Source organism: Nocardia sp. NPDC003482 (assembly GCF_053588115.1).
In genome coordinates, this window is sequence record NZ_JBSFPI010000037.1 from 21023 (window position 1) to 45512 (window position 24490).

At 69.7% G+C, this 24490-nt stretch carries 29 protein-coding genes; 16 read left to right on the forward strand and 13 right to left on the reverse strand.

Features of this window, described 5'->3' with window-relative positions:
* Positions 1-3: 3 nt before the first annotated feature.
* Positions 4-963 (reverse strand): mevalonate kinase, encoded by a 960-nt coding sequence (mvk, locus tag ACWDSJ_RS35360; protein WP_450037146.1) that lies wholly within the window; start codon positions 961-963, stop codon positions 4-6.
* Positions 964-1622: 659 nt separating this feature from the next.
* On the opposite strand from mvk, the gene ACWDSJ_RS35365 reads away from it, so the two are divergent.
* Positions 1623-2180: a hypothetical protein gene (locus ACWDSJ_RS35365; protein ID WP_450037148.1), complete on the forward strand. Its 558-nt coding sequence runs from the start codon at positions 1623-1625 to the stop codon at positions 2178-2180.
* Positions 2181-2234: 54 nt separating this feature from the next.
* Here ACWDSJ_RS35365 and ACWDSJ_RS35370 read toward each other — a convergent pair whose 3' ends face one another.
* The 4 genes from ACWDSJ_RS35370 to ACWDSJ_RS35385 form a co-directional block, all read right to left on the reverse strand.
* Positions 2235-3248 carry a transcriptional regulator gene (locus tag ACWDSJ_RS35370; RefSeq protein WP_450037150.1) on the reverse strand — a complete coding sequence of 338 codons (1014 nt, stop codon included), beginning with the start codon at positions 3246-3248 and terminating at the stop codon, positions 2235-2237.
* Positions 3249-3731: 483 nt separating this feature from the next.
* Positions 3732-5075: an MFS transporter gene (locus ACWDSJ_RS35375; protein WP_450037151.1), complete on the reverse strand. Its 1344-nt coding sequence runs from the start codon at positions 5073-5075 to the stop codon at positions 3732-3734.
* A gap of 20 nt (positions 5076-5095) precedes the next feature.
* Complete coding sequence (locus ACWDSJ_RS35380) at positions 5096-5467, reverse strand: hypothetical protein (RefSeq protein ID WP_450037153.1); 372 nt, start codon at positions 5465-5467, stop codon at positions 5096-5098.
* Positions 5468-5607: 140 nt separating this feature from the next.
* Positions 5608-6210: a class I SAM-dependent methyltransferase gene (locus tag ACWDSJ_RS35385; protein WP_450037155.1), complete on the reverse strand. Its 603-nt coding sequence runs from the start codon at positions 6208-6210 to the stop codon at positions 5608-5610.
* Between the two features lie 45 nt (positions 6211-6255).
* Here ACWDSJ_RS35385 and ACWDSJ_RS35390 point away from each other — a divergent pair, with 45 nt between their 5' ends.
* Both ACWDSJ_RS35390 and ACWDSJ_RS35395 read left to right on the forward strand, forming a co-directional pair.
* Entirely contained in the window at positions 6256-6678 is a 423-nt protein-coding gene (locus tag ACWDSJ_RS35390; RefSeq protein ID WP_450037156.1) for a MerR family transcriptional regulator, read from the forward strand.
* A gap of 130 nt (positions 6679-6808) precedes the next feature.
* On the forward strand, positions 6809-7012 hold the full coding sequence (locus ACWDSJ_RS35395; RefSeq protein WP_450037158.1) for a hypothetical protein: 204 nt from the start codon (positions 6809-6811) through the stop codon (positions 7010-7012).
* 42 nt (positions 7013-7054) lie between these two features.
* Here the strand turns inward: ACWDSJ_RS35395 and ACWDSJ_RS35400 are convergent, their stop codons facing one another.
* Positions 7055-7645: a TetR/AcrR family transcriptional regulator gene (locus ACWDSJ_RS35400; protein ID WP_450037159.1), complete on the reverse strand. Its 591-nt coding sequence runs from the start codon at positions 7643-7645 to the stop codon at positions 7055-7057.
* Between the two features lie 78 nt (positions 7646-7723).
* Between ACWDSJ_RS35400 and ACWDSJ_RS35405 the strand changes: the two genes are divergently transcribed.
* Complete coding sequence (locus tag ACWDSJ_RS35405; RefSeq protein WP_450037161.1) at positions 7724-8434, forward strand: alpha/beta fold hydrolase; 711 nt, start codon at positions 7724-7726, stop codon at positions 8432-8434.
* Here the strand turns inward: ACWDSJ_RS35405 and ACWDSJ_RS35410 are convergent, their stop codons facing one another.
* A complete protein-coding gene (locus tag ACWDSJ_RS35410; protein WP_450037162.1) occupies positions 8435-9334 on the reverse strand; it encodes an aromatic prenyltransferase in 900 nt (299 codons plus the stop codon).
* 180 nt (positions 9335-9514) lie between these two features.
* Here ACWDSJ_RS35410 and phoU point away from each other — a divergent pair, with 180 nt between their 5' ends.
* A complete protein-coding gene (phoU, locus tag ACWDSJ_RS35415) occupies positions 9515-10546 on the forward strand; it encodes a phosphate signaling complex protein PhoU (protein ID WP_450037164.1) in 1032 nt (343 codons plus the stop codon).
* Between the two features lie 31 nt (positions 10547-10577).
* On the forward strand, positions 10578-11027 hold the full coding sequence (locus ACWDSJ_RS35420; RefSeq protein WP_387355659.1) for a nuclear transport factor 2 family protein: 450 nt from the start codon (positions 10578-10580) through the stop codon (positions 11025-11027).
* 4 nt (positions 11028-11031) lie between these two features.
* Here ACWDSJ_RS35420 and ACWDSJ_RS35425 read toward each other — a convergent pair whose 3' ends face one another.
* On the reverse strand, positions 11032-11640 hold the full coding sequence (locus tag ACWDSJ_RS35425; protein ID WP_450037166.1) for a MerR family transcriptional regulator: 609 nt from the start codon (positions 11638-11640) through the stop codon (positions 11032-11034).
* Between the two features lie 79 nt (positions 11641-11719).
* Here ACWDSJ_RS35425 and ACWDSJ_RS35430 point away from each other — a divergent pair, with 79 nt between their 5' ends.
* Positions 11720-12913, forward strand: a complete 1194-nt coding sequence (locus tag ACWDSJ_RS35430; RefSeq protein WP_450037167.1) for an arylsulfotransferase family protein — start codon at positions 11720-11722, stop codon at positions 12911-12913.
* Here ACWDSJ_RS35430 and ACWDSJ_RS35435 read toward each other — a convergent pair.
* Entirely contained in the window at positions 12892-13605 is a 714-nt protein-coding gene (locus ACWDSJ_RS35435) for a dienelactone hydrolase family protein (RefSeq protein ID WP_450037169.1), read from the reverse strand. The genes ACWDSJ_RS35430 and ACWDSJ_RS35435 overlap by 22 nt on opposite strands.
* Positions 13606-13610: 5 nt before the next feature.
* The gene (locus ACWDSJ_RS35440) at positions 13611-13979 is read right to left on the reverse strand and encodes a hypothetical protein (protein WP_450037170.1); all 369 of its coding nucleotides are present in this window, start codon (positions 13977-13979) and stop codon (positions 13611-13613) included.
* A gap of 152 nt (positions 13980-14131) precedes the next feature.
* On the opposite strand from ACWDSJ_RS35440, the gene ACWDSJ_RS35445 reads away from it, so the two are divergent.
* Positions 14132-15211: a saccharopine dehydrogenase family protein gene (locus ACWDSJ_RS35445; RefSeq protein ID WP_450037172.1), complete on the forward strand. Its 1080-nt coding sequence runs from the start codon at positions 14132-14134 to the stop codon at positions 15209-15211.
* Here ACWDSJ_RS35445 and ACWDSJ_RS35450 read toward each other — a convergent pair whose 3' ends face one another.
* Complete coding sequence (locus tag ACWDSJ_RS35450; protein WP_450037173.1) at positions 15212-16741, reverse strand: acyl-CoA synthetase; 1530 nt, start codon at positions 16739-16741, stop codon at positions 15212-15214. It abuts the gene before it with no gap.
* A 203-nt stretch (positions 16742-16944) separates the two neighbouring features.
* On the opposite strand from ACWDSJ_RS35450, the gene ACWDSJ_RS35455 reads away from it, so the two are divergent.
* The 8 genes from ACWDSJ_RS35455 to ACWDSJ_RS35490 all read left to right on the forward strand — a co-directional run bounded on the left by ACWDSJ_RS35455 (position 16945) and on the right by ACWDSJ_RS35490 (position 23477).
* Positions 16945-17508: an RNA polymerase sigma factor gene (locus ACWDSJ_RS35455; RefSeq protein ID WP_450037174.1), complete on the forward strand. Its 564-nt coding sequence runs from the start codon at positions 16945-16947 to the stop codon at positions 17506-17508.
* A complete protein-coding gene (locus ACWDSJ_RS35460) occupies positions 17505-18173 on the forward strand; it encodes a Rieske 2Fe-2S domain-containing protein (protein WP_450037175.1) in 669 nt (222 codons plus the stop codon). Before ACWDSJ_RS35455 ends, ACWDSJ_RS35460 begins: the two co-directional genes overlap by 4 nt.
* 74 nt (positions 18174-18247) lie before the next feature.
* On the forward strand, positions 18248-18730 hold the full coding sequence (locus ACWDSJ_RS35465) for a cupredoxin domain-containing protein (protein ID WP_450037176.1): 483 nt from the start codon (positions 18248-18250) through the stop codon (positions 18728-18730).
* A gap of 11 nt (positions 18731-18741) precedes the next feature.
* Positions 18742-19650 (forward strand): metallophosphoesterase family protein, encoded by a 909-nt coding sequence (locus ACWDSJ_RS35470; protein WP_450037188.1) that lies wholly within the window; start codon positions 18742-18744, stop codon positions 19648-19650.
* Entirely contained in the window at positions 19647-20075 is a 429-nt protein-coding gene (locus ACWDSJ_RS35475) for a hypothetical protein (RefSeq protein ID WP_450037177.1), read from the forward strand. Before ACWDSJ_RS35470 ends, ACWDSJ_RS35475 begins: the two co-directional genes overlap by 4 nt.
* Positions 20076-20122: 47 nt before the next feature.
* Entirely contained in the window at positions 20123-21352 is a 1230-nt protein-coding gene (locus tag ACWDSJ_RS35480; protein WP_450037178.1) for a cysteine desulfurase family protein, read from the forward strand.
* Positions 21349-22449 (forward strand): tRNA 2-thiouridine(34) synthase MnmA, encoded by a 1101-nt coding sequence (mnmA, locus tag ACWDSJ_RS35485; RefSeq protein ID WP_450037179.1) that lies wholly within the window; start codon positions 21349-21351, stop codon positions 22447-22449. The genes ACWDSJ_RS35480 and mnmA overlap by 4 nt, the downstream gene beginning before the upstream one ends.
* Positions 22446-23477, forward strand: coding sequence for a methionine synthase (locus ACWDSJ_RS35490; RefSeq protein ID WP_450037181.1), 1032 nt, complete (start codon positions 22446-22448; stop codon positions 23475-23477). Before mnmA ends, ACWDSJ_RS35490 begins: the two co-directional genes overlap by 4 nt.
* Here the strand turns inward: ACWDSJ_RS35490 and ACWDSJ_RS35495 are convergent, their stop codons facing one another.
* Positions 23478-23825: a hypothetical protein gene (locus ACWDSJ_RS35495; protein ID WP_450037182.1), complete on the reverse strand. Its 348-nt coding sequence runs from the start codon at positions 23823-23825 to the stop codon at positions 23478-23480.
* Between the two features lie 9 nt (positions 23826-23834).
* A partial coding sequence (locus ACWDSJ_RS35500) for a LysR substrate-binding domain-containing protein (protein ID WP_450037183.1) occupies positions 23835-24490 on the reverse strand: 656 nt, incomplete at its 5' end.

Genomic DNA, 24490 nt, shown 5'->3' on the forward strand with positions numbered 1-24490 from the left:
GTGTCAGCTGGAATAACCGGCGGTCCTGACTCTCCACGTCGCAACCGCGCCCGCGGCATGCAGTGCGGAGACCACCGCCTCGACCCGATCGGTTTCCTCGACAAGTGCGATTACGCAGCCGCCGAGCCCGCCTCCGCTGAGCTTGGCTCCCGCTGCTCCCGTTGTCAGTGCCGCGCAGACCAGGCGATCGACCTCGGCCGCGCTCAGGCCGAACTGCCTGAGCAGGTCGTGGTTGTCAGTCATCAGCTGCCCGACATTTCCAACTCGACCGCGGGTCAGGTCCTCGACGGCTGCTGTGGTGAGTCGGGAGGAATCCTCGAGGAAGCGGGTTTTCGATGCCGGGTCGGCATCGAACCGTTCACGTAACTGTCGAACCGCCACCTTGGTCGCGCACGACACGCCGCTGTCGGCGACGACCAGAGTGGCGTCGACATCGATCGTCAACTCCTTGGCGGTGCCGCTTTGGAACCAGATCGGGACGGGGGAGCCGGTGGCTACGGTGTCGACTCCGCTGGGTGATCCGTGGGCCACGCGTTCGGCGGTTTGGACCAGGTCGAAGGCCAGGCGTGTATCGATAGGTCGGTCGAACAGATCGCTTAACGCGAGGACGACGGCACGGGCGCACGCAGCACTCGAACCAAGCCCGCAACCGGCTGGGATGGTGCAGTCGACGCGTAGGTGTACGCCACGCGCCTCGGCTGCGGTAGCGAGACAGAAAGCTCCGAGCAGCATGTGCAGTCCGGGATCGGTCTGGTCCACCCGCCCCCAGCCGCTCCCTGCGGTAGCCTGCACAACATCGGTCACCTGCACATCGCCGTGAGGTTCGGAGTGTCGCGCTTGCACCATGACCGACAGCTGTGGAATCGGTATCGCGATTGCCGGTGCTCCGTACACCACGGCATGCTCACCGAACAAGATCGACTTGGCATGGGCGCGACCTATACCCACTTCGCGCGTCGTCATTGCATGACTCCCGTCGGAATCAGAACTCACTGATCTGTTCGGCAACTTTGATACCCACATGCCTGCCCGGCTCGACTACAGGGCCAAATATCTTTCATTGAGCGACGAAATCTGCGCCTATCGTCGCAAATCAAATAGCGGTGACCGCTGGGCAGAAACGTCCGAAGCGCACTACAACGGAAGTCGAGAGTAGGTTGTTTCAACGCTAACCCCAGACTCATCCGGGCAGCTCAGGTACGCCTCCAGCATGACAGAGCCTCGAACGTGATCCAACAGCTATCTATGTGACCTGCATCACGGCATCTTTTCAAGTGATCTTCCTTCTAGAATCGGACGCGGGGAGGTGCTCCACATGAAGCTCTCTGCAAATTTGGGAATCATCGCCTGAGTCCGCACAAGGGGGATCCGTGCACTTTTCGGTAGAGTTACTCACTTGTCCATCGCAGCATCACAATCAAGAACAAGCGCGATGTGCGCGTAATCCGAGACTGTGCCCCTCATGCTTGAATAGAGCTCGGCGCAACATCGACCTCGTATCCGACATCTACCACGGCTGCCAAGAGGCTCTGTTGCTTCCCACTCGGGCCGGCGTTCTGGAGCGAATTCGAGGCGGACAGCTCCGCAATCTTCCACTGTGTGAGACTGCCTTGACTGCGCGGATGGAAATTTTTGATGTATTGACATCCTGGACGGAGATGGTGGTGGACGAACGCCGTCTCCCAACTCGGCCGCGACGGACCGTCTCGGATCAGGCCCGCTTCCTGAACATCCATTTGCACTGGCTGGCGCACCACTTCGCTGGCGGAGACTTCGTAGACGAACTCGATGCTGCGGTGACCGCAGGGCGTCACGCCGTGGAATCCATGGGTATGAGCGTCACGAAGGCCGACGGCCCTCGTGGCTGTCCAGTACCAGACTGCGATGGCAGCGTCGTTGTACACCGGCGCACCAGCCGGGGCCGACAATCGGTCGAGGTCGCGTGCACCCGCGGCCACCGGTTCAACACCGACGATTCGCGCCTGATCGGTGCGGCCGACAGCGGCTTCCAGCAAAGCACGCGACAGATGGTGAACACCAAAACCGCCGCCTGGATTATCGGCGTCTCCGAAGACGTCATTCGCCAATGGGTTCGACGCGGAAAGATCACCCGATACGGAACGGCCAGAAAGGCTGAGTTCGATCTCGCCGAGCTTCTCAAAATCATCGAAGTTTCCTAGAAGGTCGGGGGCGACGAAATTGCTTCATCGCCCCCTCCTCGGTCGGTATATAGGTCAACGACGATCGAGCAGACGTGCCAGGTGTTGCCAGTCTCGGGAACGCTGTCGCGCGAGTTCGGCGATGCTCGGAGTGCAGTGGCTGGGAAGGTTTTGGACGAGCGCGTTCCAGTCGACGCTGTCCCCGAACGGCGTCTCCAACGAGCGCAGCAGCTTGCGCCCTGACTCGCTGAAACGTAGCGAGGGATCCCTACGTAGACGCTGTAACAACTCGGCGCTATCGGTCTCGTCCGTGACGGGTGCTGGAGGATTGCTCTGGTGCTCACGCGCGGTTGTGGGTGCGGAGGTTGCGTCGGATGCGGGTTTGCGGGGTTGCGCGGGTCGTTGCCCAGCGCGCAATTGCTTGCGGACTTCTTTGGCAGTCGTCACCGAGACTCCTGCTGCCGAGGCCACCGTCCGAGCCGACGCATTTGGGTCAGCGGTGAACAATTCGGCTGCCCGCAGGCGGCCCTGCTGCCCGTCGAGCCGACGGAGTACTCCGTTGCGCCCCACTCGGGGGGTCGACTGGTCAATCTTTCCGATCGACCGGTTACGGATCGCCGCGACGGTAGGGTGCGAGATCCCGGCGATCGCAGCGATCGATCGATCCGACCAGTCCGGATGCGTCAGCAGGATGCGGTGCGCGGCGGCCTTTCGATCAGCAAGTGACAACGGTAGGCCATGTGCCACGTTCAATTTCACCGCCACGACGAAGGCTTCTGACAGGTCACCGTCGAAGTAGACGGCAGCAATGGTCGTCTCACCGCGCGACTCGACTGCGCGCACCCGATGCCAGCCGTCAACTACTCGCATCGTCGCGCGATGGACGACTATCGGAGGAAGCGGGGTCACCGATTCGGCGAGCATTCGTATATAGCCTGCGTTCAGTCCTGATGTTCGGGGCGAATCGGCGGGCAGCAGGTCGGATATCGGAAGTTCCACGACCGTCGAGCCGAGCGCCAGGCCGCGGATCGATACTGGTTCGAAAACGTTTCTCTCACTGGGTGAACCGGCATTCATGGCGTTGTTCATCGGCCCCCTCCGGGTCCACAGGATCGGTCGGATCCCTCGACTTCTTCCATGACCGCCCCGGATGTCCGTCCGGCCCGCGTTTGCCCTCGCCCGCAACACCTTCGGCCCGAGAGCTGCGAACTTGTCAGGCATGGACTCGACGAATTAGCGCAGCCCCCCAAGGCATTCACCCCCGCGAGAGCGGCTGCACCATCCTAGGCAGACCCCTACCACCTGGAGCGTCGCGGCCCACCCCGTCTCTTCCTGCACTCACCTGTGTAGGCTCGGCACGCTGCAATGGAGCGGAGTGCCGCACAGAAGTATTGTGATCGCTAATTCAGTTGTCAACTGCGGCAACAAGTTCCAGCCTCTCGCATCGCGGCCACAAGCGCGTGTCCTCTCCAGGAAGGATTGCATCCTGAGACTCGCGGCGAGAGTAGAACTTCGAGGAAGAAGGCAGCCTTGCGGTGGCAGCGAAGATGGATCCAGGCTGGCGGTAGCTCATCAGCCATCCCGCTTTCCGACGGCCTGAGAGAGGGTCGGGCGGATAGGGAGCAGAGCCGCCAAACCAGCAGCCAGAACCACCAAGATCCCCACGATCCCCGCACGGTCGGCGTCGAACACCCACACAAAGAACCCGAACAACGCGGGGGAGAGGAACGACACCGCCCGCCCGGTGGTCGTGTAAAGCCCGAACAACTGCCCCTCCCGCCCCTGCGGAGCCAACCGAGTCAGAAACGACCGAGCAGCCGACTGAGCAGGCCCGACGAACACCGTCAGCATCAGCCCGAAGACCCAGAACATAACCGGCCCCGACACGAACAACAGCGCCACACCGCAAACCAACATCGCCGCCAAAGAGAACACGATCACCCGCTTCGGCCCACCACTGTCATCGAACCGACCAGCGACGATCGCACCAAGCGCCGCAACAACATTCGCCGCCACCCCGAACAACAACACATCCGAATCCGCGATGCCATACACCCGCACCGCCAGCACCGCCCCGAACGTGAACACCCCAGCCAGCCCATCCCGAAACACCGCACTGGCGACCACGAACCCCACCGTCCGCCGATCGGTCCCCCACAACTCCCGCAGATCCCGCCACAACACCCGATACGACCCGAACAACCCGGCCGACGCCGCCCCGGGATCTGCATCGGTGCGCGGCAGCTCAGGCACCGCGAGCAGCACCGGAACAGCGAACATCGCGAACCATACCGCGGTGAACAAGGCGACCAGCCGGATGTTCAACCCGCCCTCGGTGGCCACCGACAGCAGCCCGCGATGATCACCGTCCCCGACGATGAACCCGAAGTAGCAGACCAGCAGCAGGATGATCCCACCGAAATAGCCCATGGCCCAACCGAATCCGGATACCCGACCGACCGTCGCGGGCGTGGATACCTGCCGCAGCATGGCGTTGTAGGGCACGTTGGCCAACTCGAACGTCGTGGACGCGAAGGCCAGCAGCACCAGCCCCAGCCACAGATAGCGATAATCGTCGCGCACGAAGAACATCAACAACATGGCCAACACCGTCAGCCCGGTCAGAACACCAAGGGACCGTTTGCGTTTCGCGCTGGCGTCGAACCGCTGTCCGCTGATCGGCGCGGTCAGCGCGACCAGGAGCCCGGCGATCCCCAACGCCCACCCCAGCCACGCGCTCGCCGAAATCCCGCCGGGCACATCGTCACCCACCTTCTCGGTGAGATACACCGAGAACACGAACGTGAGGATCACCGCGTTGAACGCCGAGGAACCCCAGTCCCACAGCGACCACGCCAGCACCTGCCCGCGTCCGGTCGCCTGTCCCACCACGGCGGAAGCGTGCGTTTCGGTCATGTCGGGCAGCCTAACCCGCCCTACCACGACCCGGTCAGCATCGCGAGCAACAGCGCCGCCACCAACGCCAACCCGCACCCGGCCGCCACACTCCGCCCGACCGCACGACCCCCACGCTGCCGCGTGACCAGCACCCCGGCCACCGCCCCGAGCACCGCCAGCACCGGCCCCACCCCGACAACCAGGTAGAACACCGCCGCCAGCCCCGCGTTCACGGCCTCACCCCCGCCGCGCGCATAGCCCCCGAACGGGATCGGGAACCGAAACACGCTCGCCACCAACGCCGCCGCGAAGGGCGTCACCAGCACCGCCGCCAGCGCGCCCCACACCGCCGCCGCCCACAACGCGACCGCCCCGGCCCCCGCATTCCGTTCCCACGCCGATCGCCTCACACGATGCACGGTACTGCCGCCCCGGGCGCGACGCCCAGCGCCGGGCGGCGCATTCCATGAGGCCGACCCTGCCGCGCCCGGTTTCGCCGAGCCTCCGTGACGCGAACGATCTGGACCGCGACACTCGGACCGCACGACGCTCAAGGCCGACCGGCGTACACCGCCCACGACTTCCACCGGCCCGCCCCCGCCGACTCCACCCGCACATCGACGAATCCAGCCGCCCGACACTGCGAGGCGTAGCTCTCGGCCTGTTCGCGAGTCCACCCGTGCCTCGTCGGCCCCTCCGACCCCGCGGGCGCATCCCGCTCGACGGTCAAGAACCGCCCACCCCCGACGAGCACGCGCCGAATCTGGCCCAGCCCCCCGGCAACCTCCGGCCAGTGATGAACGGTCGCCACCGCCCACACGACCGTGGCCGAAGCGTCGGGCAGGGGAAGGTCCTCGGCCGTGCCGGGCACCCAACGGACCGAAGGGTTCCGAACGAACAGCCGCGCCAACCGGAGCATCAACGGCGCCGGATCCACCCCGACCACATCGGCCGCCCGTCGTGCGGCCAGCCCCGCCGCACCGCCCGACCCACACCCGACGTCCACCACATGATCGTCAGGCCCCACGCCCGCGAGATCGACCACCATCCGATCCCGCCGCCGCCCGGCGACCCGCATGAGCACCCCGAAGGCGAGACCCAACGGCCCGCCGAACCCACCCTGTCCCGCATGGTGATTCACTGCAATCGTCATGACCACACCTTGCCGGTTCAAGCCGGATTGAGGTCAAATGCCGACATGGATCTCATCCCCATCGGGCGCGCCGCCGCCACGCTCGGCATGGCCCCCTCGGCGCTGCGCTACTACGACGAGCGCGGCCTGGTCACCCCGGCCGCACGAGCGGGCGGCAAACGCATGTACGACGCCGAACAACTCCGCCGCCTGGCCTTCATCAAACTCGCCCAGAGCCTCGGCCTCCCCCTCGACACCGCGGGCGCGGTCCTCGACGCCCCGGGCCCCGAATGGCGCGAACTCATCCACCGCCAGATCGCCGAACTCGACGAGGTCATCGCCCAGGCGAGAACGGCCCAGCACTTCCTCTCGCACGCCCTGAAATGCCCCGCCGAACACCCGGCCCGCGAATGCCCCACCATGCTCGCCGGACTCGACCAGCTCATCGCGGGCACCCCGGTCGCCGAACTCCTCTCCGCGCCACGGTGATTCGGGCGATAGAATGACGGCGTGACGTCCGGGCGGAGCCCGGTGCTCGCGCGCCCCACGGCGAAGGGAATCGGGGCGGCGCGGACGCCGCCGTTCGACTCACCTCGAGGAGTGAGAGGGGGTGAGCCACATGGCAGAAGCCCTGATCCGAGCCGGAGCCGAGATCGACGCCGTCGTGCAGCTCGTCAAGCCGTTCGGGCTGCTGGTCCGCACCGGCACCGGCGTGCCGGGCCTGGTCCGCGGCGCGAGCGCCGAGACCGGCGCGACGATCCGCGTCCGCGTGCTCGAATTCGACAGCGACGCACTGCGTTTCAGCGCCGCGCTCGCCGGATGATCGGCAGCGGCCCGGTCGGTGTCCGCACCGGCCGGGCCGTTGTCAACGCCGCCGCAGCCCCGCGATCAACAGTTCCACCAGCCGCCGCGCGTCGTAGGGATGATTCGGCCCCGCCCCCGCGCACAGACCGCCGATGCCGCGCATGAGTTCGTGCGCGTCCTGCCCGGGTTGAATCTCACCGGAATCGGCTGCGGCCGTCAGTAATTCGGTGCACACCGGAACCAAGCGGGCCACGAAATAGTCGTGCAGCGGGTCGTAACAGGGGTCGTCGGATTGCAGCACCGTCGCCAACCCCTGCTTGGTGGTCACGAAATCGACGAACAGATCGATCCAATTCCGCAGCGCCGCATACGGACTCGGCTCGGCGGCCAGCAGCGCGGGACCGGTCTCCGCCAGCGATTCGACCTGATGCCGATACACCGCCACGATCAGATCCGCCCGCGTCGGAAAGTGCCGATAGATCGTCGCCGTCCCCACCCCCGCCTCGGCCGCGATATCCCGGATCGGCGCCTCCACCCCCGACCGCACGAACACCGCCGCCGCCGCGTCGAGCAGCGCCTCCTGGTTCCGTCGGGCGTCGGCCCGCCGGGGCCGCGTCGCCGCCGTGTCGCTCTCGGCCACCGCACCTCCCATTGCTAAACGGGACACTGTCCCGTATCTTTCGAAGCGGGACAACGTCCCGTTTCATTCATCATCCCACGAGGGAGCATCATGTCGACATATCTGCTGGTCCACGGCGCGTGGCATACCGGCGAATGCTGGGATCGGGTGGTCGCGCGCCTCACCGCCGCCGGACATCGGGTGCTGGCCCCGACCCTGACCGGCTACGGCGAGACCCGGCATCTGCTCACTCCCGAGATCGGCCTCGACACCCACACCGACGACATCGCCCGGCTCCTCATCGCCGAGGACCTCACCGAGGTGATCCTCGTGGGCCACAGCTACGCCGGACTCGTGATCTCCGCGGTCGCCAACCGCCTGCCCGAGCGGATCGCCCACCTCGTCTACCTCGACGCCATGGTCCCCGAGGACGGCGAGACCGCCGCCGACGTCCTGCCCGTGACCAAGGCCATGATCGATCTCGCCCTCGCCTCCGAGAGCGGCTGGCGCGTGCCCCCGCCGCCCGAAATGCCCGCCCCCTACGGCCTTTTCGGCGTCACCGACCCCGACGACATCGCCTGGCTGCGGACCATGATGTCGGATCAGTCCGTGCGCTGTCTGCAACAGCCGGTTCGGCTGGACAACCCGGCCGTGAAGCTGTTGCCGCGCACGCACATTCACTGCACGATCACACCCCCGGGCCTGGAGCGCCGCCCGGTGCCGGATCAGCCGCCCGCCCGCGTGCGCGAACTGCCCACCGGCCACGACTGCATGATCACCATGCCCACCGAACTCACCGAACTCCTGCTCGAGGCCGCCTGACTACCGGTTCACCGCGGGCGCCACCCCGCCCGGGAACGCGGCTCGCGCGGCATGCGAATACTCCGCCTGCACCTTGTAATACCGGTCGCTCGGCCCATAGGCGACATACGCCGTGAACCCGTGCGGCCCCTCGCCGGGGAAGGGGGGCTCGGCGACGAAGCGGGCCAGCACCGGATGCAGATCGGTGGGGAAGGTGTCGCGAGTGCGGCGGACCGGGAAGCAGATCCGGCGCATGTGCGGGGAGTCCCAGCCGAAGGTGCGGTACACGTTGTAGGCGCCGCCGAACACGTGGGTCTCCGCCTCGGTCGGGATGACGAAACCCAGTTCGGCCGTGATCGCGGACATGCCCGCGGCGCCGATGGTTCCGGGCTCGAGCACCTGCGAGTACAGATTCATCGTCTCGGCCGCGAAGTCCACCGACAGGATCCCGATCCTGCCGCCGTAGCGGGTGAGATGCCCGGCGTGGGCGCGCGCGGAGTCGGGCACGTGCGCGAACGCCAGGGTCCGCTCCACCTCGAGCACCTCGGGAAAGAACAGCCACACCTTCCGCACCCCGCCGCCCAGCGCGACGTCCACGGCCGCGCGCGCCTCGGGCACGGCCGCGATCACCTCGTCGAGCAGCGCCTCGGGCGGCCGACCGGAGAACGACACCAGCCCCGACCGCCGCAGCGTCGCGACCAGTTCGGCGGGCGTGCCCGGATACTGCACTCGCGCATCGACTTCCCGCACGCCGACCGGATGGGTGGTCGTGCGTACCCCGACGATCCCGCTCCACGCGCCCCCGAACGCGTCGAGGGCCGCCTCCACGATCGCCGGTTCGTAGCGGCAGTCCACCGCCTCGGCGTAGCGCCGCAGATCCCGGCGTAGTCGGTCGCGCGTGTCGATCGTCAACGTATCCATGATCTCTTCCCCGATACAGAGTCGCCCGCGGCGCAAGGCCGTGCCCAGGATAGCGGGGGCCCGCTCGGGCTGTTTCGACTTTCGCCCCGGGGTTATGGCACTCCTGTCGACGGGTGGATGCCGTACGGTGACCGTGGCCGGATCCCCGGCCGAACTCTCTGGGGTGATGGGTGATTAGCGATGGAGTGGTCTGATCTGCTGACCCGGATCGTGGCGTGGCTGCGGGCCGGATATCCGCAGGGTGTCCCCGAACAGGACTACCTGCCGCTGCTCGCCGTGCTCGGCCGCCGGTTGAGCGCCGCGGAGATCGAACAGGTCGTGCGCGAACTCGCCGACCAGGGCTCGCTGCCGCCCGACCGGGTGGACGCCGGGGTGGCGATCACCCGGTTCACCGACGAACTGCCGCGCGAGGCCGATCTCGAGCGGGTGCGCGAGCGGTTGCGGGCGGGCGGCTGGCCGGTCGAGGAGGGGTGGCAGACGCCCGTGGCGCCGGACGCCGATCCGGTCCCCGCGCCCGATGGTGTTGAATCGGGTATGCGCGTCCAGTACCACGTCGAGTTGCGCCGCCTCGGCGAACTGTTGCGCGAAATGTGCTCGCGGGACAAGGCTTTGGTCGAAACCGCGACCGACGCGCTGGTGAACGCCGACGTCCAGCAGGCCGAGGCCGCCATCGATATGGGCCGCGAGGTCGACGAGATGCAGGCCGAGGCCGAACGGGAGGCGTTGCGGCTGCTGGCATTACAGGCCCCCGTCGCCACCGAGCTGCGGCTGGTGGTGACCGCCATCCAGCTCACCGGCAATCTGCAACGAATGGCCGCGCTGGCCACCCACATCGCCACCGCCGCCCGCCGTCGTCATCCCGAACACGTTGTGCCCGAATCGATTCGGCCGCTGCTGTCGCGCATGGGCGCGGCCGCGGTCGGCATCGCCGACGCCGCCGCGGACGTGCTCGCCTCCGGCGATCCCGCCGCCGCGGCCGGACTCGACGAGCTGGACGACACCATCGACCAGCTGCACCGGGAACTGCTGTCCACCATCCTCGACCCGGCCTGGACCCACAGCGTCACCGCCGCGGTCGACCTGTCGCTGCTCGGCCGCTACTACGAGCGGTTCGCCGACAACGCCGTGGAGGTCGGCCGCCGCACGATCTTCGTCGCCACCGGCGAGACCGCCGACCGGTGGGCCGGCCGCGAACCGGTGGAAAAGGATTGAGACGGCCCGCTCCGTAGTAATGTCCGGACACATGTCCACACCATGTACCGGACCGGTCCTCGCGATGTGGCGGGCTTTGTCGCGCCGCGACTGGGACGCCGTGCGGACCCACCTGTCCGAGGACTGCATCTACCTCGACATGCCGGTGGGCCCGACCGCCGCCGCCCGCGGCCCCGACGACATCGTCAAGCGCCTGAAGATCGGCCTGGCCCCGCTGGCCTCCTACGAGAACTTCGACGGCCTGATCCTCGACAACGGCGCCGACGTCATGTACGAGCACCACGAGGAATGGCATTGGGCCACCGGCGAATCCGCCGTCCTGCGCTTCGTGTCGGTGCACCGCGTCGAGGACGGCAAGATCACGCTCTGGAAGGACTACTGGGACATGGGGGCGCTCACCAACCACGCCCCCGCGACCTGGATGGCCGATTTCGCGAACGCCGACATGTCCTGGATCTTCGACGCCACCGGCCTGGTGTGAGGCGTCAGCTCTCCTCGGTCGGTAGGTCGAAACCGGGTGGGACGAGCGCCGCCCGGCGTGCCGAAAGGCGTTCGCGCTCAGCGGGATCCATGGACTCGAACGCCTCCGCGCGCCGACGTGCCAGGGCCGCGAACTCCTCCTCGCTCAGCGTGGCGGCGTAGTCGCGGCGGCGCCGCACGAGGCGGACGAACTCCTCCGGGGTCAGGGGCTGGGTCATGGCGAGGGTCTCCTCGGTCAGTCGCAGGAATTCCGAGATCGACGGTTCGACCGCGCGGTCGAGGCCGCCGAGCACGCCGAGCAGGCGGCGGCGCAGGACGAGGGCGCGGGCGATGCGCTCGTCGACCACCTCCAGCTGTTCGCGGATGAGGTCGCGGGGATCGTGGTCGGCGTCGGCGCGCAGGAGGTCCGCGATCTCGCCGAGCCCGAAGCCGAAGTCGCGCAGGGCCACGATGCGATGCAGCCGCCGCACATCGTCTCCGGTGTAGCAGCGGTGCCCGCCGGGCGTCCGCGACGACGGCGTCAACAGGCCCAGCCGGTCGTAGTGGTGCAGCGCGCGCACCGTCACGCCCGTCTCCCGGGCCAGCTCCCCGATCCGCCACTCTCGTTCGGTCACGGCGCCGTCCTTTCGGTGTGCGGTTCCCACGCTAGGACCTGACGTGGCGTCGGGTTCAAGGGCTCGTTATCTTTTCGCTGTGCGAAAGATCCTGCGGCCGTTGTGCGTGGCGGTCGGCCTGTGCGCGACCCTTCCCGCGACGGCGCTGGCCGGACCCGTGCCCACCCTGTCGTCGGGCGTGCTCACCTACACCGTCGACGTGAACGAACCCGACGGCAATCCGGACCTGAAGGTGTTCTACTCCGAGGGCCTCAGCGCCGCCGCGGTGCTCCCCAAGGGAATGGCCGACGCGGCGACCGCGCTGCCGGGGCTGCGGGCCGCGAACGTCATCGCGGACAAGGACGGCCACGTGATCTGGCGCTACGAACCGCCCGCGGGTGAGGACGTGAGCAACTTCCGCACCCAGACCTATCAGGGTCGCCGGGTGCTGACGTGGTGGCAGGGCAGCACGGCGGTCGGTCACGGTTCCGGCGCGGACTACATCGCCGACGAGGACCACAACATCATCGCGAAGGTCACCCCGGGCGAGGGCTACACCTCCGACGTGCACGAGTTCCGGCTCACCCCCGACGGCCGCGCGCTGATCACCTCCTACCGCGAGGCGCCCGCCGACCTGACCTCGATCGGCGGCCCGGCCCAGGGCACCGTGCTCGACACCGTCGCCTCCGTCGTCGACGTGGCCACGGGGACCGTGCTGTTCCGCTGGAGCGCCCTCGATCACGTGCCGCTGAGCGACACCCGCGTGCCGAAGCCGCAGTCGGGGTCGGTGCCCGATCCGTATCACATGAACTCGATCGCGCTGGATCCGCAAGGGAACCTGGTGATCTCGCTGCGCGACACCTCCACGGTCTACGACGTCGACATCCACACCGGCGACATCCGCTGGCGGCTCGGCGGCGCGCACTCCACCTTCGACCTCGGGCCGGGGGTGGAGTTCGCCTACCAGCACGACGCCGAATTCGCCGATCCGACCACGCTGCGGCTGTTCAACAACAACTCCGCGGAGCCGACCAGCTCACTCGGACCGTCGAGCGTCCGCTGGATCCACCTCGACTTCGACACGCGCCGAGCCACTCTGGTGCGCGACCAGACCCATCCGGCCGGGTTGACCGCCTTCGCCATGGGCAACGCCCAGGAGCTGCCGAACGGCGCCACCTGCGTCGGGTGGGGGATGGCCGCGCACATCTCGGAATTCTCCGCCTCCGGCGACCTGCTCTACGACGCCCGCCTGCCCTCGGGCACCTACCGCGCCTACCTGGACGCCTGGCCCTGACCGAGGTGCTCGCCGAAGAAGGCCAGGATCCGCCGCCAGGCATCCTCGGCCTCCGGTCGCGAATATTGAAGTCCCGCAACGCGTTCCACCACGCGCAGCGGCGCGGGGGCGCGCCAGTCGTTCATGAAGCTGTGGCCGACGTTCGGGTACTCCTCGACATCGTGGGGCACCTCCCCGAGGGCCGCTTCCAGTCGGTCCGCCGCGCCGCGCAGCCCGCGGTCCTTGCCGCCGTAACTGGCCACCATCGGGCACGAATGACGCAGCGTCGCAAGGTCTTTCGGCAGGAAGCCGTAGTTCGGGGCGGCGGCGTCGAACGTTCCGGTCGGTGCGAGCAGCAGGCAGAACCCGCCGCCCATGCAGAAGCCGACCACGCCGACCTTCCCGGTGCACCGGTCGTCGTCGGCGAGATACGTTCCGGCCGCGCGCAGATCGTCCACGGCCGGGCCCTGATTCGCCGACAGCGTGCGCATGGTCTCCACGACACAGCGAATCCGGTTGCCGCGCCGGAACAACGCGGGCGTCAGCGTGAGATACCCGGCGCCCGCGAAGCGATCGGTGATACGCCGGATGTCGTCGGTCATGCCGAACGCGTCGTGCACGACGACCACGCCCGGCCACGGGCCGGTGCCGTCCGGGACCGCCAGGTAGCCGGGCACCGAACCGCTGGGAGCGGGGTAGCTGATCTCCGGCATATCGCTCAGACCTCCTGTGGCGGAACGATTGTCGCGAAATCCACGTCGGCGGCGTCGGCGGCGACCGCGCCCGCCACCACCTCGAGCCGCCGCGCGTCCACCGCCGTACAGCCGATCTTGGCCAGGCTCGCGAACCGGTACTCGCTCCCGGCCTCGCGCATCGCCCCCGCGAGATCCTCCTCGGTCTCGTAGATGGTGATGGAGAAGACCGTGCCGTCGGTCGGGTCGACGAAGAAGTAGATCTGCCGCGCCCCCGGATCGGCCATCGCGTGCGGCACGATCTCGTGTTGCAGGAACGGCACCGTCGTGGCCATGGTCTCGGGATCGACGGGACACACGGCCTTCATCATGCGGGCGTACAGCTTTTTCGTCACGGAGACCTCCTGGGTGGTGACGATCGGAAACCGACGGTCCCAGTGTGCCGGGAATCCTTGTGGCGCGGGCGCATCCGAACCGGCCGCCCTGGTTTGCCCGAATCGATGTACTGTGCGGACATCGACGTCGAACAGAAATACGGGGTAGGGCAATGTCGAAGATCGTCGTGTTCGGAGCCACCGGCTACACCGGCCGCCTCACCGCCGAGGCCCTGATCGCCCGGGGCGCGACCCCGGTGCTCGCCGGCCGCCACGCCACCGCGGTGGAGAAGCTGGCCGCCGACCTCGGCGCCGCGGACACCGCGGTCGCGGACGTCACCGACCCCGCGTCGGTGCGCGCCCTGCTGAGCCGCGGCGATGTCCTGGTGACGACGGTCGGGCCGTTCCTGCGCCACGGCGAACCCGCCCTCGCGGCGGCGCTCGCGGCCGGGGCGCACTACTTCGACTCCACCGGCGAGGGCCCGTTCATCCGCGGCGTCTTCGAGCGCGACGCCGCCGCGCGAGAGGCCGGGATCGGACTGCTGACCGCGTTCGGATTCGATTACGTCCCAGGCAATCTCGCCGCCGGGCTCGTACTGCGCGAGGCTCCCGAGGCGGTGGGCGTGGAGATCGGCTACTTCATGGCCAGCCCCGGCACCAGCGGCGGCACCCGCGCTTCCATGGCCGGAATGCTGTTCGAACAGGGCTTCGCGCATCGCGGCGGCGAACTGGTCACCGAGCGGACGGGAGCGCGGGTGCGCGCCTTCGACGTCGCGGGCCGGACGGGGAGGGGACTGTCGGTGCCGGGTTCGGAGCACCTCGCCCTCACCCGGGCCTACCCGCAATTGCGCGACGTGGGCGTGTACCTGGGTCTCACCGGTCCGGTGGCGCGCGGCCTGCAAGCCACCTCGCTGCTCGCGGGCGCGATCACGGCGGTGGGCCCCGCGCGCCGGGCGACCCAGGGCCTGCTGACCCGAATCGTCAAGGGCTCCACCGGCGGTCCCGACGCGGCGGCCCGCGCCCGCACCCGCAGCTGGGTCGTCGCCGAGGCCGTCGACGCCGCGGGCCGCACCCTCGCGTCGGTGACGCTGACGGGCGGCGACCCCTACGAGTTCACCGCCGCCATGCTCGCCTGGGGCGCGCGCACCGCGCTCGACGGCGGCCTGCGCGGCGTGGGCGCGCTCGGACCGGTCGACGGCTTCGGGCTCGACGCGCTCACCGCGGCCGCCGCCGACGCGGGTTTCGCCCGCTGATCAGCGGTAGCGCTCCAGCAACTTCCGTTTGACCAGCTTCCCGGTCGGGGTGCGCGGCAGTTCGTCGACGAAGTCGATGCCGCGCGGCACCTTGTAGTGGGCGATGCGCTCGCGCAGGAACGCGCGCAACTCGTCGGCGAGTTCGGGGGTGGGGTCGACGCCCGGGGCGGGCTGGATCACCGCCCGCACCGACTCGCCCATCTCCGCGTCCGGAACGCCGACGACCGCGGCGTCGAACACCTTGGAGTGCAACGCCAACGCGTCCTCGATCTCCTGCGGATAGATGTTAACCCCGCCGGAGATGATCATGAACGCCTTGCGGTCGGTGAGGAACAGGAACCCCTCGTCGTCCACATAGCCGACATCGCCGGTGGTCGACCACGTCGGATGCGCCGGATGCACGGCCTCGGCCGTCTTGGCCGGATCGTTGTGGTACGCGAAGGGCACCTCGTCGCGCTCGAAGTAGATCGTGCCGATCTCCCCGACCGGCAGCTCCGCGCCGTCCTCGCCGCACACGTGGATCACCCCGAGCGCGGCCCGGCCGACCGTACCGGGCTTGCGCAGCCACTCGGCGCTGTCGACGAAGGTGATGCCGATGCCCTCGGTGGCCGAGTAGTACTCGTAGAGCACCGGCCCCCACCACTCGATCATGGCCCGCTTCACCTCGGCCGGGCAGGGCGCGGCCGCGTGCACGGCCACCCGCAGGCTCGACAGGTCGTATCTCGCGCGCACGTCCGCGGGCAGTTTGAGCATGCGCACGAACATGGTCGGCACCCACTGGCTGTGCGTCACCCGATGCCGTTCGACGGCCGCGAGCGCCGCCTCCGCGTCGAACCGTTCCATCAGCACCACGGTCCCCCCGTGCGCCTGCACCGCGCCGCAGAACCGCAGCGGCGCCGCGTGATAGATGGGCGCGGGGGACAAGTACACCGTGTCCTCGCCGAAGCCGTACATGGGGCCGAACACCCCGGCCACCGTCTCGCCCGGCTCGTGCACCTGCCGATCCTGCAACGGCGGCTTGATCCCCTTGGGACGCCCCGTGGTTCCCGAGGAGTACAGCATGTCCCTGCCCGCGGGCTGCGAGGGCAGCGGTTCGGGCGAGGACGCGGCGAGCGCGTCCTCATAGGAGGCGTAACCCTCCACCGCCCCGCGATACGACAGCCGCAGCTCCACCCCCGGCGTCTCCGGCACGATCTTCGCCGCCACCTCACCCAGCCGCGCCGACACCACGAGAGCCCGTGCGCCGCAATCGTTCACGATGTAGGCGATCTCCGCGGCGGACAGGTGCCGATTCACAGCGGTGAAGTACAGCCCCGAACGCATTGCGGCCCAATAGACCTCGAACGTCCGCGGATCGTTGTCGGTCAACAGCGCGACATGATCCCCCCGCCGCAACCCCGCCCCGTGCAGATACCGCGCCAGCCGCGCAGACCGCTCCTCCAACTCGCCGTAACTCAACCCCGCCGACCCGTCCGCGAGCAGCACCGCGGCCTTGTCCGGAAACCGCGCGGCATGCACCCCTGGATACATACGAACTCCTGACCGTCGCACCTGACCGCAATGTAGCTTGAACCGATCCCGCTGTAACCCCGTTCGCTATGTACCAACGAGCGGTCGTCCCGGCCGCCTGGGTCAGGGGCCGGTCGTCCGGCCGCCGGAGTCCCGAGCGGTCGTCCGAGCCGCCGGGATCACGAGCGGTCGTCCCGGCCGCCGGAGTCGGAGGACAGCGGGTGATGGCAGGACGGACGGGCACGCCGCGGGAGGCGGGGGAGCCGGACCCGGCCCGGGGGTTGCGGTTGGTGCCCGGCGACGGCTACCCGGACTGGGAGGCGGTGTATCGCGACAATGTGGGCTGGGTGTACGGCTTGATGTTCGGCAAGGTGGGCAATCGGGCGGACGCGGAGGACCTCACCGCCGAGGTGTTCACCACGGCCCTGAAACCGTTGCGGGTCAGCGCCGATGTGCGGGAGGTCCGCGCGTATCTGCGGGCCACCGCGCGCACCGTGCTCGCGGGCCACTGGCGCACGCGGATGGGCCGGGAGATCACCGTGATCGACGACGACTTCCCCGACACCGGACCCGAGCCGCCGCCGGACGGCCGGGCCGCCGAGCGGGCGCGGGCGGTGCTGGCGAATCTGCCCGACCGGTACCGTCGCATCCTGGAACTGCGTTTCCTGCAAGGTCTGTCGGTGCGCGACGCCGCGAACAGCTTGGGTGTGAGCGTGGCGAATGCGAAGGTGTTGCAACACCGCGCCCTACGCATGGCCGCGGGTTCGGACGAGGGAGGTGCGCGATGAGCGAGCGCGACACGCGGCGGTTCGTCGAGGATCTGCTCGCCGGGCGCCGCCCCCGCCCGGGACGGCCGGACGAGGCCGAGGCCCGGGAGATGCGCACGGCCATCGAACTGCGGGCCGCCCGGCTCGGCAGCGACGCCCCCAGCGAGGAGTTCCTCGCCGACCTGCACCGGCGGCTGGCCGACGAGATCGACGACGCCGAGCCGTCGCCGGGCAGACCGCGCCGGCAGTTGCTCATCGGCACCTCGGTGGCGGCGGCCGCCGCCGCGGTCGGGGCCGTGGTCGATCACGCCGTCACCGCGCCGAAAACGCCCGTGCCCCAAGCGGATCTGGAACCCAACGCGGGCGTGTGGCGGCCGGTCGCCGCGAGCGCCGACGTGCCCGAGGGCGCCACGGTCGCCTTCGATCTGGGTGTGGTGAGCGGATTCGTGCGGCGCGCCAACGGAATTCCGGCCGCGGTGACGGGCGTGTGCACCCATCAGGGTTGCAAGCTGTGGCTCGACGGCCCGGCGGATCGGTTGCGCTGCCCGTGCCATTCCACCTCGTTCGCGGTGGACGGCCGGGTGCTCACCCATCAGCTGCCGATCGCGCCCGCGCCGCTGCCCCGCCTGCGCGTGCGCGAAAACGACGGCGCCATCGAGGTTTTCGCGCCGACCGAACCCGCGTGAGGTGTAACCCGTCCTCCTATCTGTAGGTGAGCCACGCGTCGAGGGACGCGGCACCGGAACGGAGGCCGGACGATATGAGCAGAATTCCTCACGGGCGGCGGGCGGCGATCGCCCTCGCCCTGGCGGTCGCGGGGGTGACGAGCGCGTGCGGCGGCAACGACGCGCCCACCGCCGCCCCCACACCCGTATTCCCTTCGGGCACCGACACTCCCGGCATGACGGCGGGTGGCGCCGCCCCGGGCATGTCGGGGATGCCGGGCATGCCGGGCATGCGGCCGTCGTCGGGCGCCCCCGCCGCGCCCGCCGGGCCCAACGCGGTCACCATCGACAACTTCGCCTTCGCCCCCGCGACCCTGACCGTCCCGGTCGGCACGACCGTCACCTGGACCAATCGCGACGAGGAACCGCACACCGTGGTGGCCACCGACGGCAGCTTCCACTCCCCGGGAATGGGTGCGGGCGCGACGTATTCGTTCACCTTCACCAAACCGGGCACGGTGGCCTACGTGTGCTCGATCCATCCGTTCATGAAGGCGACAGTGCAGGTGACGCCGTGACCGAACCCGGAATGACCCGTCGCCAGCTCATCCGGCACAGCGCCTGGTTCGGGGCCGCGGTCGGCCTGTCCGTGGTCGGGGGCGAGATCATCTCCCAGGTGGCGGGCGGCGCGTCCGCCACCCCGGCCGCCGACCGGCCGACGCTGCGGTTCGCGCAGATCAGCGACAGCCACATCGGCTTCCAGGGCACCGCCAATCCCGATGTGACACAGACGTTCACGCAGGCGATCGACCAGGTCAACGCCCTCGGCTACACCCCCGATTTCGTCATCCACACCGGCGACCTGACCCATCTGGCCACACCGGAGCAGTTCGATCAGGTCAAGCAGATGATGACCGGGCTGAACACCCCGCACGTGTTCACCGTTCCGGGCGAACACGATTCGACCGACGACGCCGGGCAGCGGTATCGCTCGGTGTTCGGGGCGGGCACCCGCGGGGACGGGTGGTACAGCTTCGACATCGCCGGGGTGCACGTGATCGGCCTGGTCAACACGTTGAACCTGCGCACCCTCGGGCATCTGGGTCAGGATCAGCTGGACTTCGTGCGCAAGGACGTCGCCGGGCTCGGCAACGACACCCCGATCATCGTGTTCAGCCACATCCCGCTGTTCGCGATGTACCCGGACTGGGGGTGGGGCACCGACGACGCCGCCGAGGCGCTGAGTTATCTGCGCCGGTTCTCCTCGGTCACCTGCCTCAACGGCCATGTGCACCAACTGTTCACGAAGACCGAGGGCAACATCACCTTCCACAGCGGCACCACCACCGCCTACCCGCTGCCCCACCCCGGCGACGGCCCCGCGCCCAAACCGGTGACGCTGCCCGCCGGAAAACTGCACGCCGCCTTGGGAATTCGCGAGGTCACCTTCAAACGTGGCGAGCAGCAGCTGGCCGTCAAGGATCAGGAGCTGTCATGACCGTCCGCTGGTTCGATGCGCTGTCGCGCGTGCTGGTCAGCGTGGGCCTGGTGATCACCGGGTACGTCCACGTCGACCTCTACGGGAGCGGCTATCGCGTGATCCACGTCATCGGTCCCGGATTCCTGGTCCAGGCGGCCGTGTCGTTCGCGCTCGCCGCGCTGGTGCTCGTGGGGCCGTGGACCCTGCGGGTCGCGGCCGCGCTGCTCGGGCTCGGCTCGGTGGCGGCCTTCGTCCTGTCCCGCACGACCGGACTGTTCGGGTTCAGCGAGACCGGCTGGGAGCCCGCGCCCCAGGCCGCGCTCGCGCTGGCCGCCGAGGTGGTCGTGGTGCTGGCCTGCCTGGCCTCGCTCGCCGTCGAGGGGAGGTGGCGGGCTCGGGGAATATCGGACGGTGTTCGACCGGTTACGTCTTCCGGTGGGTAGACACCCTCGAGATTCCCAGGTCGATGATCGGATAGGCTTTGCACGTCATGAAGTCCCCTTTCCCGGGTCCGGTCGGTGCGGCGCCCCAGGCGGTCTACCTCGATCACGCGGCCACGACACCGATGTATCCGGCCGCGGTCGAGGCGATGACCGCTGTGCTGGCCGAGGCGGGTAACGCCTCGTCGCTGCACGGATCGGGGCGGGCGGCGCGGCGGCTGCTGGAGGAGGCCCGCGAGTCCATCGCGGCCGATCTGGGGGCGCGCCCGTCGGAGGTGATCTTCACCTCCGGGGGGACCGAGAGCGACAATCTGGCCGTCAAGGGGATCTATCGGGCCCGCCGCGACGCCGATCCGAAGCGGAACCGGATCCTGGTCAGCGCGATCGAACACCACGCGGTGCTCGACGCCGTCGACTGGCTCGAACAGCGCGAGGGCGCGCGGGTGACGCTGCTCGCGGTGGACGGCGAGGGCGTGGTGTCGCCGCGCACGCTGCGGGCCGCGCTCGCCGAGCACGCCGACGAGACCGCGCTCGTGTCGATCATGTGGGCCAACAACGAGGTCGGCGTCATCGAGCCGATCGTCGAATTGGCCGCCGTCGCACAGGAATTCGACGTTCCGCTGCACACCGACGCGGTGCAGGCCGCGGCGCAGCTGCCGATCGACTTCGCCGCCAGCGGGGTGGCCGCGGCCAGTTTCGCCGGGCACAAGGTCGGCGGGCCGCACGGGTCGGGCGTGCTGCTGCTGGGCCGCCAGGTGCCGTGCGTGCCGCTGCTGCACGGCGGCGGCCACGAGCGGGACCTGCGCTCGGGCACCTCCGACGTGCCCGCGGCGGTCGGCCTGGCCGCCGCGCTGCGTCAGACCGTGCGCGAATTGCCTACGCGCACACCGGAATTGACGCGGTTGCGCGACGATCTCATCGCCGGGGTGCGGGACGCGGTGCCCGACGCGGAACTCAACGGGCCCTCCGGCGAGCGGCGGCTGCCGGGCAACGCGCATTTCACCTTCCCCGGCTGCGAGGGTGATTCGCTGCTGATGCTGCTCGACGCCGCCGGTATCGAATGTTCCACGGGCTCGGCCTGCAACGCCGGGGTGGCCGCGCCCAGTCACGTCCTGCTGGCCATGGGGTCCGACCCGGGGCGGGCGCGCGGTTCGCTGCGCTTCTCGCTCGGGCACACCTCGACCCGGGCCGATGTCGAAACGTTGTTGCGGGCGCTGCCGCCGGTGGTCGAACGGGCCAAGGCCGCCGGGCTGGCCGGCGCGAAGGGAGGTACACGATGAGGGTGCTCGCCGCGATGAGCGGCGGAGTCGATTCCGCCGTGGCCGCCGCGCGGGCGGTCGACGCCGGGCACGAGGTGGTCGGGGTGCATCTGGCGCTGTCGGCGAATCCGGGGACGCTGCGGACCGGTTCGCGCGGCTGCTGCTCCAAGGAGGACGCCGGGGACGCCCGCCGCGCCGCCGATGTGCTCGGAATCCCGTTCTACGTCTGGGATTTCGCCGACCGCTTCAAGGAGGACGTGATCGACGACTTCGTCGCGTCCTACGCGGCGGGGGAGACGCCCAATCCGTGCCTGCGCTGCAACGAGAAGATCAAGTTCTCGGCGCTGGCCGATCGCGCGGTCGCGCTCGGCTTCGACGCCGTGGTCACCGGGCACTACGCGCGGCTGGACGACGGCGTGCTGCGCCGCGCGGTCGACGCCGACAAGGATCAGTCCTACGTGCTGGCCGTGCTGACCGCCGAGCAGCTGTCGCGGGCCATGTTCCCGGTCGGCGACACCCCCAAGCCGCGGATCCGCGCCGAGGCCGCCGAGCGCGGGCTCGCGGTCGCGAACAAGCCCGACTCGCACGACATCTGCTTCATCCCCTCCGGCGACACCCGCGCCTTCCTCGGCGCGAAAATCGGGGTCCGGCCGGGGGCGATCGTCGACTCCGACGGCAACGCGCTCGCCGAACACGAGGGCGTGCACGGCTTCACCATCGGCCAGCGCAAGGGTCTCGGCCTGCCCGGTCCCGCGCCCGACGGCCGGCCCCGCTACGTCACCGGCATCGATCCCGACACCGGGACCGTGCGGGTGGGTCCCGCCGAGGAGCTCGACGTGTGGACCGTGCGCGCCGACCGGGCGGTGTGGACCTCGGGCGCGACCCCGTCCGGCCCGCTGGACTGCGTGGCCCAGGTGCGCGCGCACGGCGGCACCGCGCCCGCGGTCGCCGAGGCCGTCGGCGACGGGCTGGTGGTCCGGCTGCGCGAACCGCTCACCGGTGTGGCGCGCGGACAGGCCGTGGTGCTGTACCGCCCGGACCCGGCGGGGGATCAGGTGATCGGCAGCGGCACCATCAACGCGACCAGCGGCGACCGCGCGGGCGAGCTCGTCCGGTGACCGAATCCGTCCTGCGCGGTGGCGTCGCCACCGGCGTCGGCTCCTGGCCGGGCACCGATCCGCGCGAGGCCGCCGCCACCATCGTCGGCGAACTGCCCGAGCTGCCGCACCTGGTCGAATTGCCCGCTCGTGGAACGGGTTCGGACATGCTCGGGCGCGCCTCCGCGCTGCTGGTCGACCTGCGTTTCGACACCACCACCCGCGGCTACCGGCTCGCCGCCCGCCCCGGCTCGGTATCGCGACGCGCCCGGGATCTGCTGCGCGCCGATCTCGACGCGCTCGAAGAGGCCTGGGAGACAGCGGGTCTCACCGGTTCCGACCGTGTCGTGAAGGTGCAGGCGACCGGTCCGCTGACCCTCGCCGCCCAGGTCGAACTGCCCGGCGGGCATCGCATCCTCACCGATTCCGGTGCGGTGCGCGATCTTTCGGAGTCCCTGGCCGAGGGCCTGACCCGGCACGTCGCCGAGGTCGGTCGGCGGCTGGGCGCGCGGGTCGTGCTGCAACTGGACGAGCCGTCGCTCACCGAGGTGCTGCGCGGGTCGCTGCCCGGCACCAGCGTGCTGGACAGCGTGCCCGCGGTGCCCGAACCGGAGGCGCTGCACCTGCTCGACACCGTCATCGGCGCGCAGGCGGCCCCGGTGCTGGTGCACAGCTGCGACCGGTCGCCCGCGCTCGGCTTCCTGCGCGGAAGTGCCGCCGCCGCAATCGGATTCGATCTGGCCGCCATCGCCACCCGAGACCTGGACGCCGTCGGCGAACTCCTGGACGCGGGCAAACTGCTCGCCCTGGGCCTGATCCCGACGACGCCCCCGAGCACCCCGCCGACCTGGCGCACCGTCGCCGAACCGGCGGTCCGGCTGATCGATCGTCTCGGCTTCCCGCGCCGCACCCTGAGCGACAAGGTCGTCGTCTCCCCGGCCTGCGGTCTGTCGGGCGCGCCGACGGACTGGGCCCGCCGCGCCCTCGCGCTGGCCACGGACACCGCCCGCGCCTTCACCGAGGAACCGGAGAACCTGACCTTCGACTGATCAGGAGCCCAGATACGGCCGCGCGCCCGGATGCCCGATCCGCCAGTGCTGCGGTTTGCCCATCGGATACACCACGGTGATGTCCTCGCCCGGCGACGGCCACTGGTTCACGTCCCAGGCGAACCGCCCGTACACCGTCTCCCCGGGCACGGTCGGACCGGTGATGGTCCCCGTGATGGTCACGTACTGCTCGCCCTGGGCGGCGGGCCGCGGGCTCACCCCGGTGACGTGCAAGGTTCCGGTCTCGGCCTGCGCGGGCGTGTTCCCGCCCCCGCGCCCGCGGCGGTACATCGCGAACAGCGCCACCAGCGCCCCACCGATCAGAAGGATGAACGCGAATTCCACCATGCCCCCATGCTAGGCGTCCGGCTCCACACCCAGGATGCGGAGGAAGGCGCTGGCGGCGGGAGTGCGGGCGGCGCGATTCCAGATGACGTACTCGACCCGGGCCGGGGCGTCGGAGACCTCGCGGGTCGCCACGCCCGACAGGTGCGGGGCATAGGCCGAGGGCATCATGGCGACCGCGAGGCCGGGGGCGACCAGGCGGGCGATGTAATCGGCGGTGGTGACCTCGAAGGCGACGTCGCGATCCAGGCCCGCGGCCGCGAACGCCTGGTCGGTCTGGAGGCGGGCGGCCGTTCCGGCGGGCATGTCCACGAAGGTCTCCGCGGCGAGGCGGCGCAGCTCGACCACGGGTTCGGCGGCGAGCGGATGATCGGGGGCGACGACGGCGACCAGGCGGTCCCGCGCGAGTTCGCGGGACGCCACCCCGCGCGGGTGGGCCGTGGTCGGCAGGCCGAGGAAGGCCACATCGACGCCGCCCTGTTCGACCCGGGTGATGAGGTCGTCGCTCGCGCCGACCCGCAGGCCGATGCGGACGTGCGGATAGCGCTCGCGGAATTCGCGCAGGGCGTCGGGTACGTCGACCGCCGCCACGGTCGGGATGAGCCCGACCGCGAGCCGGCCGCGCACCTCGCCCACGGCCGCGGCGACCTCGGCGGCGGCCCGCTCGG

What these genes read in the sequence shown, in the direction of transcription:
- ACWDSJ_RS35445 (WP_450037172.1), top strand. Translation starts at nt 14,132, where the DNA reads ATGTCGAAGATCGTCGTGTTCGGAGCCACCGGCTACACCGGCCGCCTC.
- ACWDSJ_RS35400 (WP_450037159.1), bottom strand. Translation starts at nt 7,645, where the DNA reads ATGGGAGGTGCGGTGGCCGAGAGCGACACGGCGGCGACGCGGCCCCGG.
- ACWDSJ_RS35480 (WP_450037178.1), top strand. Translation starts at nt 20,123, where the DNA reads ATGAAGTCCCCTTTCCCGGGTCCGGTCGGTGCGGCGCCCCAGGCGGTC.
- ACWDSJ_RS35370 (WP_450037150.1), bottom strand. Translation starts at nt 3,248, where the DNA reads ATGAACAACGCCATGAATGCCGGTTCACCCAGTGAGAGAAACGTTTTC.
- ACWDSJ_RS35460 (WP_450037175.1), top strand. Translation starts at nt 17,505, where the DNA reads ATGAGCGAGCGCGACACGCGGCGGTTCGTCGAGGATCTGCTCGCCGGG.
- ACWDSJ_RS35420 (WP_387355659.1), top strand. Translation starts at nt 10,578, where the DNA reads ATGTCCACACCATGTACCGGACCGGTCCTCGCGATGTGGCGGGCTTTG.
- ACWDSJ_RS35405 (WP_450037161.1), top strand. Translation starts at nt 7,724, where the DNA reads ATGTCGACATATCTGCTGGTCCACGGCGCGTGGCATACCGGCGAATGC.
- mvk (WP_450037146.1), bottom strand. Translation starts at nt 963, where the DNA reads ATGACGACGCGCGAAGTGGGTATAGGTCGCGCCCATGCCAAGTCGATC.
- ACWDSJ_RS35470 (WP_450037188.1), top strand. Translation starts at nt 18,742, where the DNA reads ATGACCCGTCGCCAGCTCATCCGGCACAGCGCCTGGTTCGGGGCCGCG.
- ACWDSJ_RS35450 (WP_450037173.1), bottom strand. Translation starts at nt 16,741, where the DNA reads ATGTATCCAGGGGTGCATGCCGCGCGGTTTCCGGACAAGGCCGCGGTG.
- ACWDSJ_RS35410 (WP_450037162.1), bottom strand. Translation starts at nt 9,334, where the DNA reads ATGGATACGTTGACGATCGACACGCGCGACCGACTACGCCGGGATCTG.
- ACWDSJ_RS35365 (WP_450037148.1), top strand. Translation starts at nt 1,623, where the DNA reads ATGGAAATTTTTGATGTATTGACATCCTGGACGGAGATGGTGGTGGAC.
- ACWDSJ_RS35495 (WP_450037182.1), bottom strand. Translation starts at nt 23,825, where the DNA reads ATGGTGGAATTCGCGTTCATCCTTCTGATCGGTGGGGCGCTGGTGGCG.
- ACWDSJ_RS35435 (WP_450037169.1), bottom strand. Translation starts at nt 13,605, where the DNA reads ATGCCGGAGATCAGCTACCCCGCTCCCAGCGGTTCGGTGCCCGGCTAC.
- ACWDSJ_RS35390 (WP_450037156.1), top strand. Translation starts at nt 6,256, where the DNA reads ATGGATCTCATCCCCATCGGGCGCGCCGCCGCCACGCTCGGCATGGCC.
- ACWDSJ_RS35455 (WP_450037174.1), top strand. Translation starts at nt 16,945, where the DNA reads ATGGCAGGACGGACGGGCACGCCGCGGGAGGCGGGGGAGCCGGACCCG.
- mnmA (WP_450037179.1), top strand. Translation starts at nt 21,349, where the DNA reads ATGAGGGTGCTCGCCGCGATGAGCGGCGGAGTCGATTCCGCCGTGGCC.
- ACWDSJ_RS35475 (WP_450037177.1), top strand. Translation starts at nt 19,647, where the DNA reads ATGACCGTCCGCTGGTTCGATGCGCTGTCGCGCGTGCTGGTCAGCGTG.
- ACWDSJ_RS35465 (WP_450037176.1), top strand. Translation starts at nt 18,248, where the DNA reads ATGAGCAGAATTCCTCACGGGCGGCGGGCGGCGATCGCCCTCGCCCTG.
- ACWDSJ_RS35385 (WP_450037155.1), bottom strand. Translation starts at nt 6,210, where the DNA reads ATGACGATTGCAGTGAATCACCATGCGGGACAGGGTGGGTTCGGCGGG.
- ACWDSJ_RS35375 (WP_450037151.1), bottom strand. Translation starts at nt 5,075, where the DNA reads ATGACCGAAACGCACGCTTCCGCCGTGGTGGGACAGGCGACCGGACGC.
- phoU (WP_450037164.1), top strand. Translation starts at nt 9,515, where the DNA reads ATGGAGTGGTCTGATCTGCTGACCCGGATCGTGGCGTGGCTGCGGGCC.
- ACWDSJ_RS35395 (WP_450037158.1), top strand. Translation starts at nt 6,809, where the DNA reads ATGGCAGAAGCCCTGATCCGAGCCGGAGCCGAGATCGACGCCGTCGTG.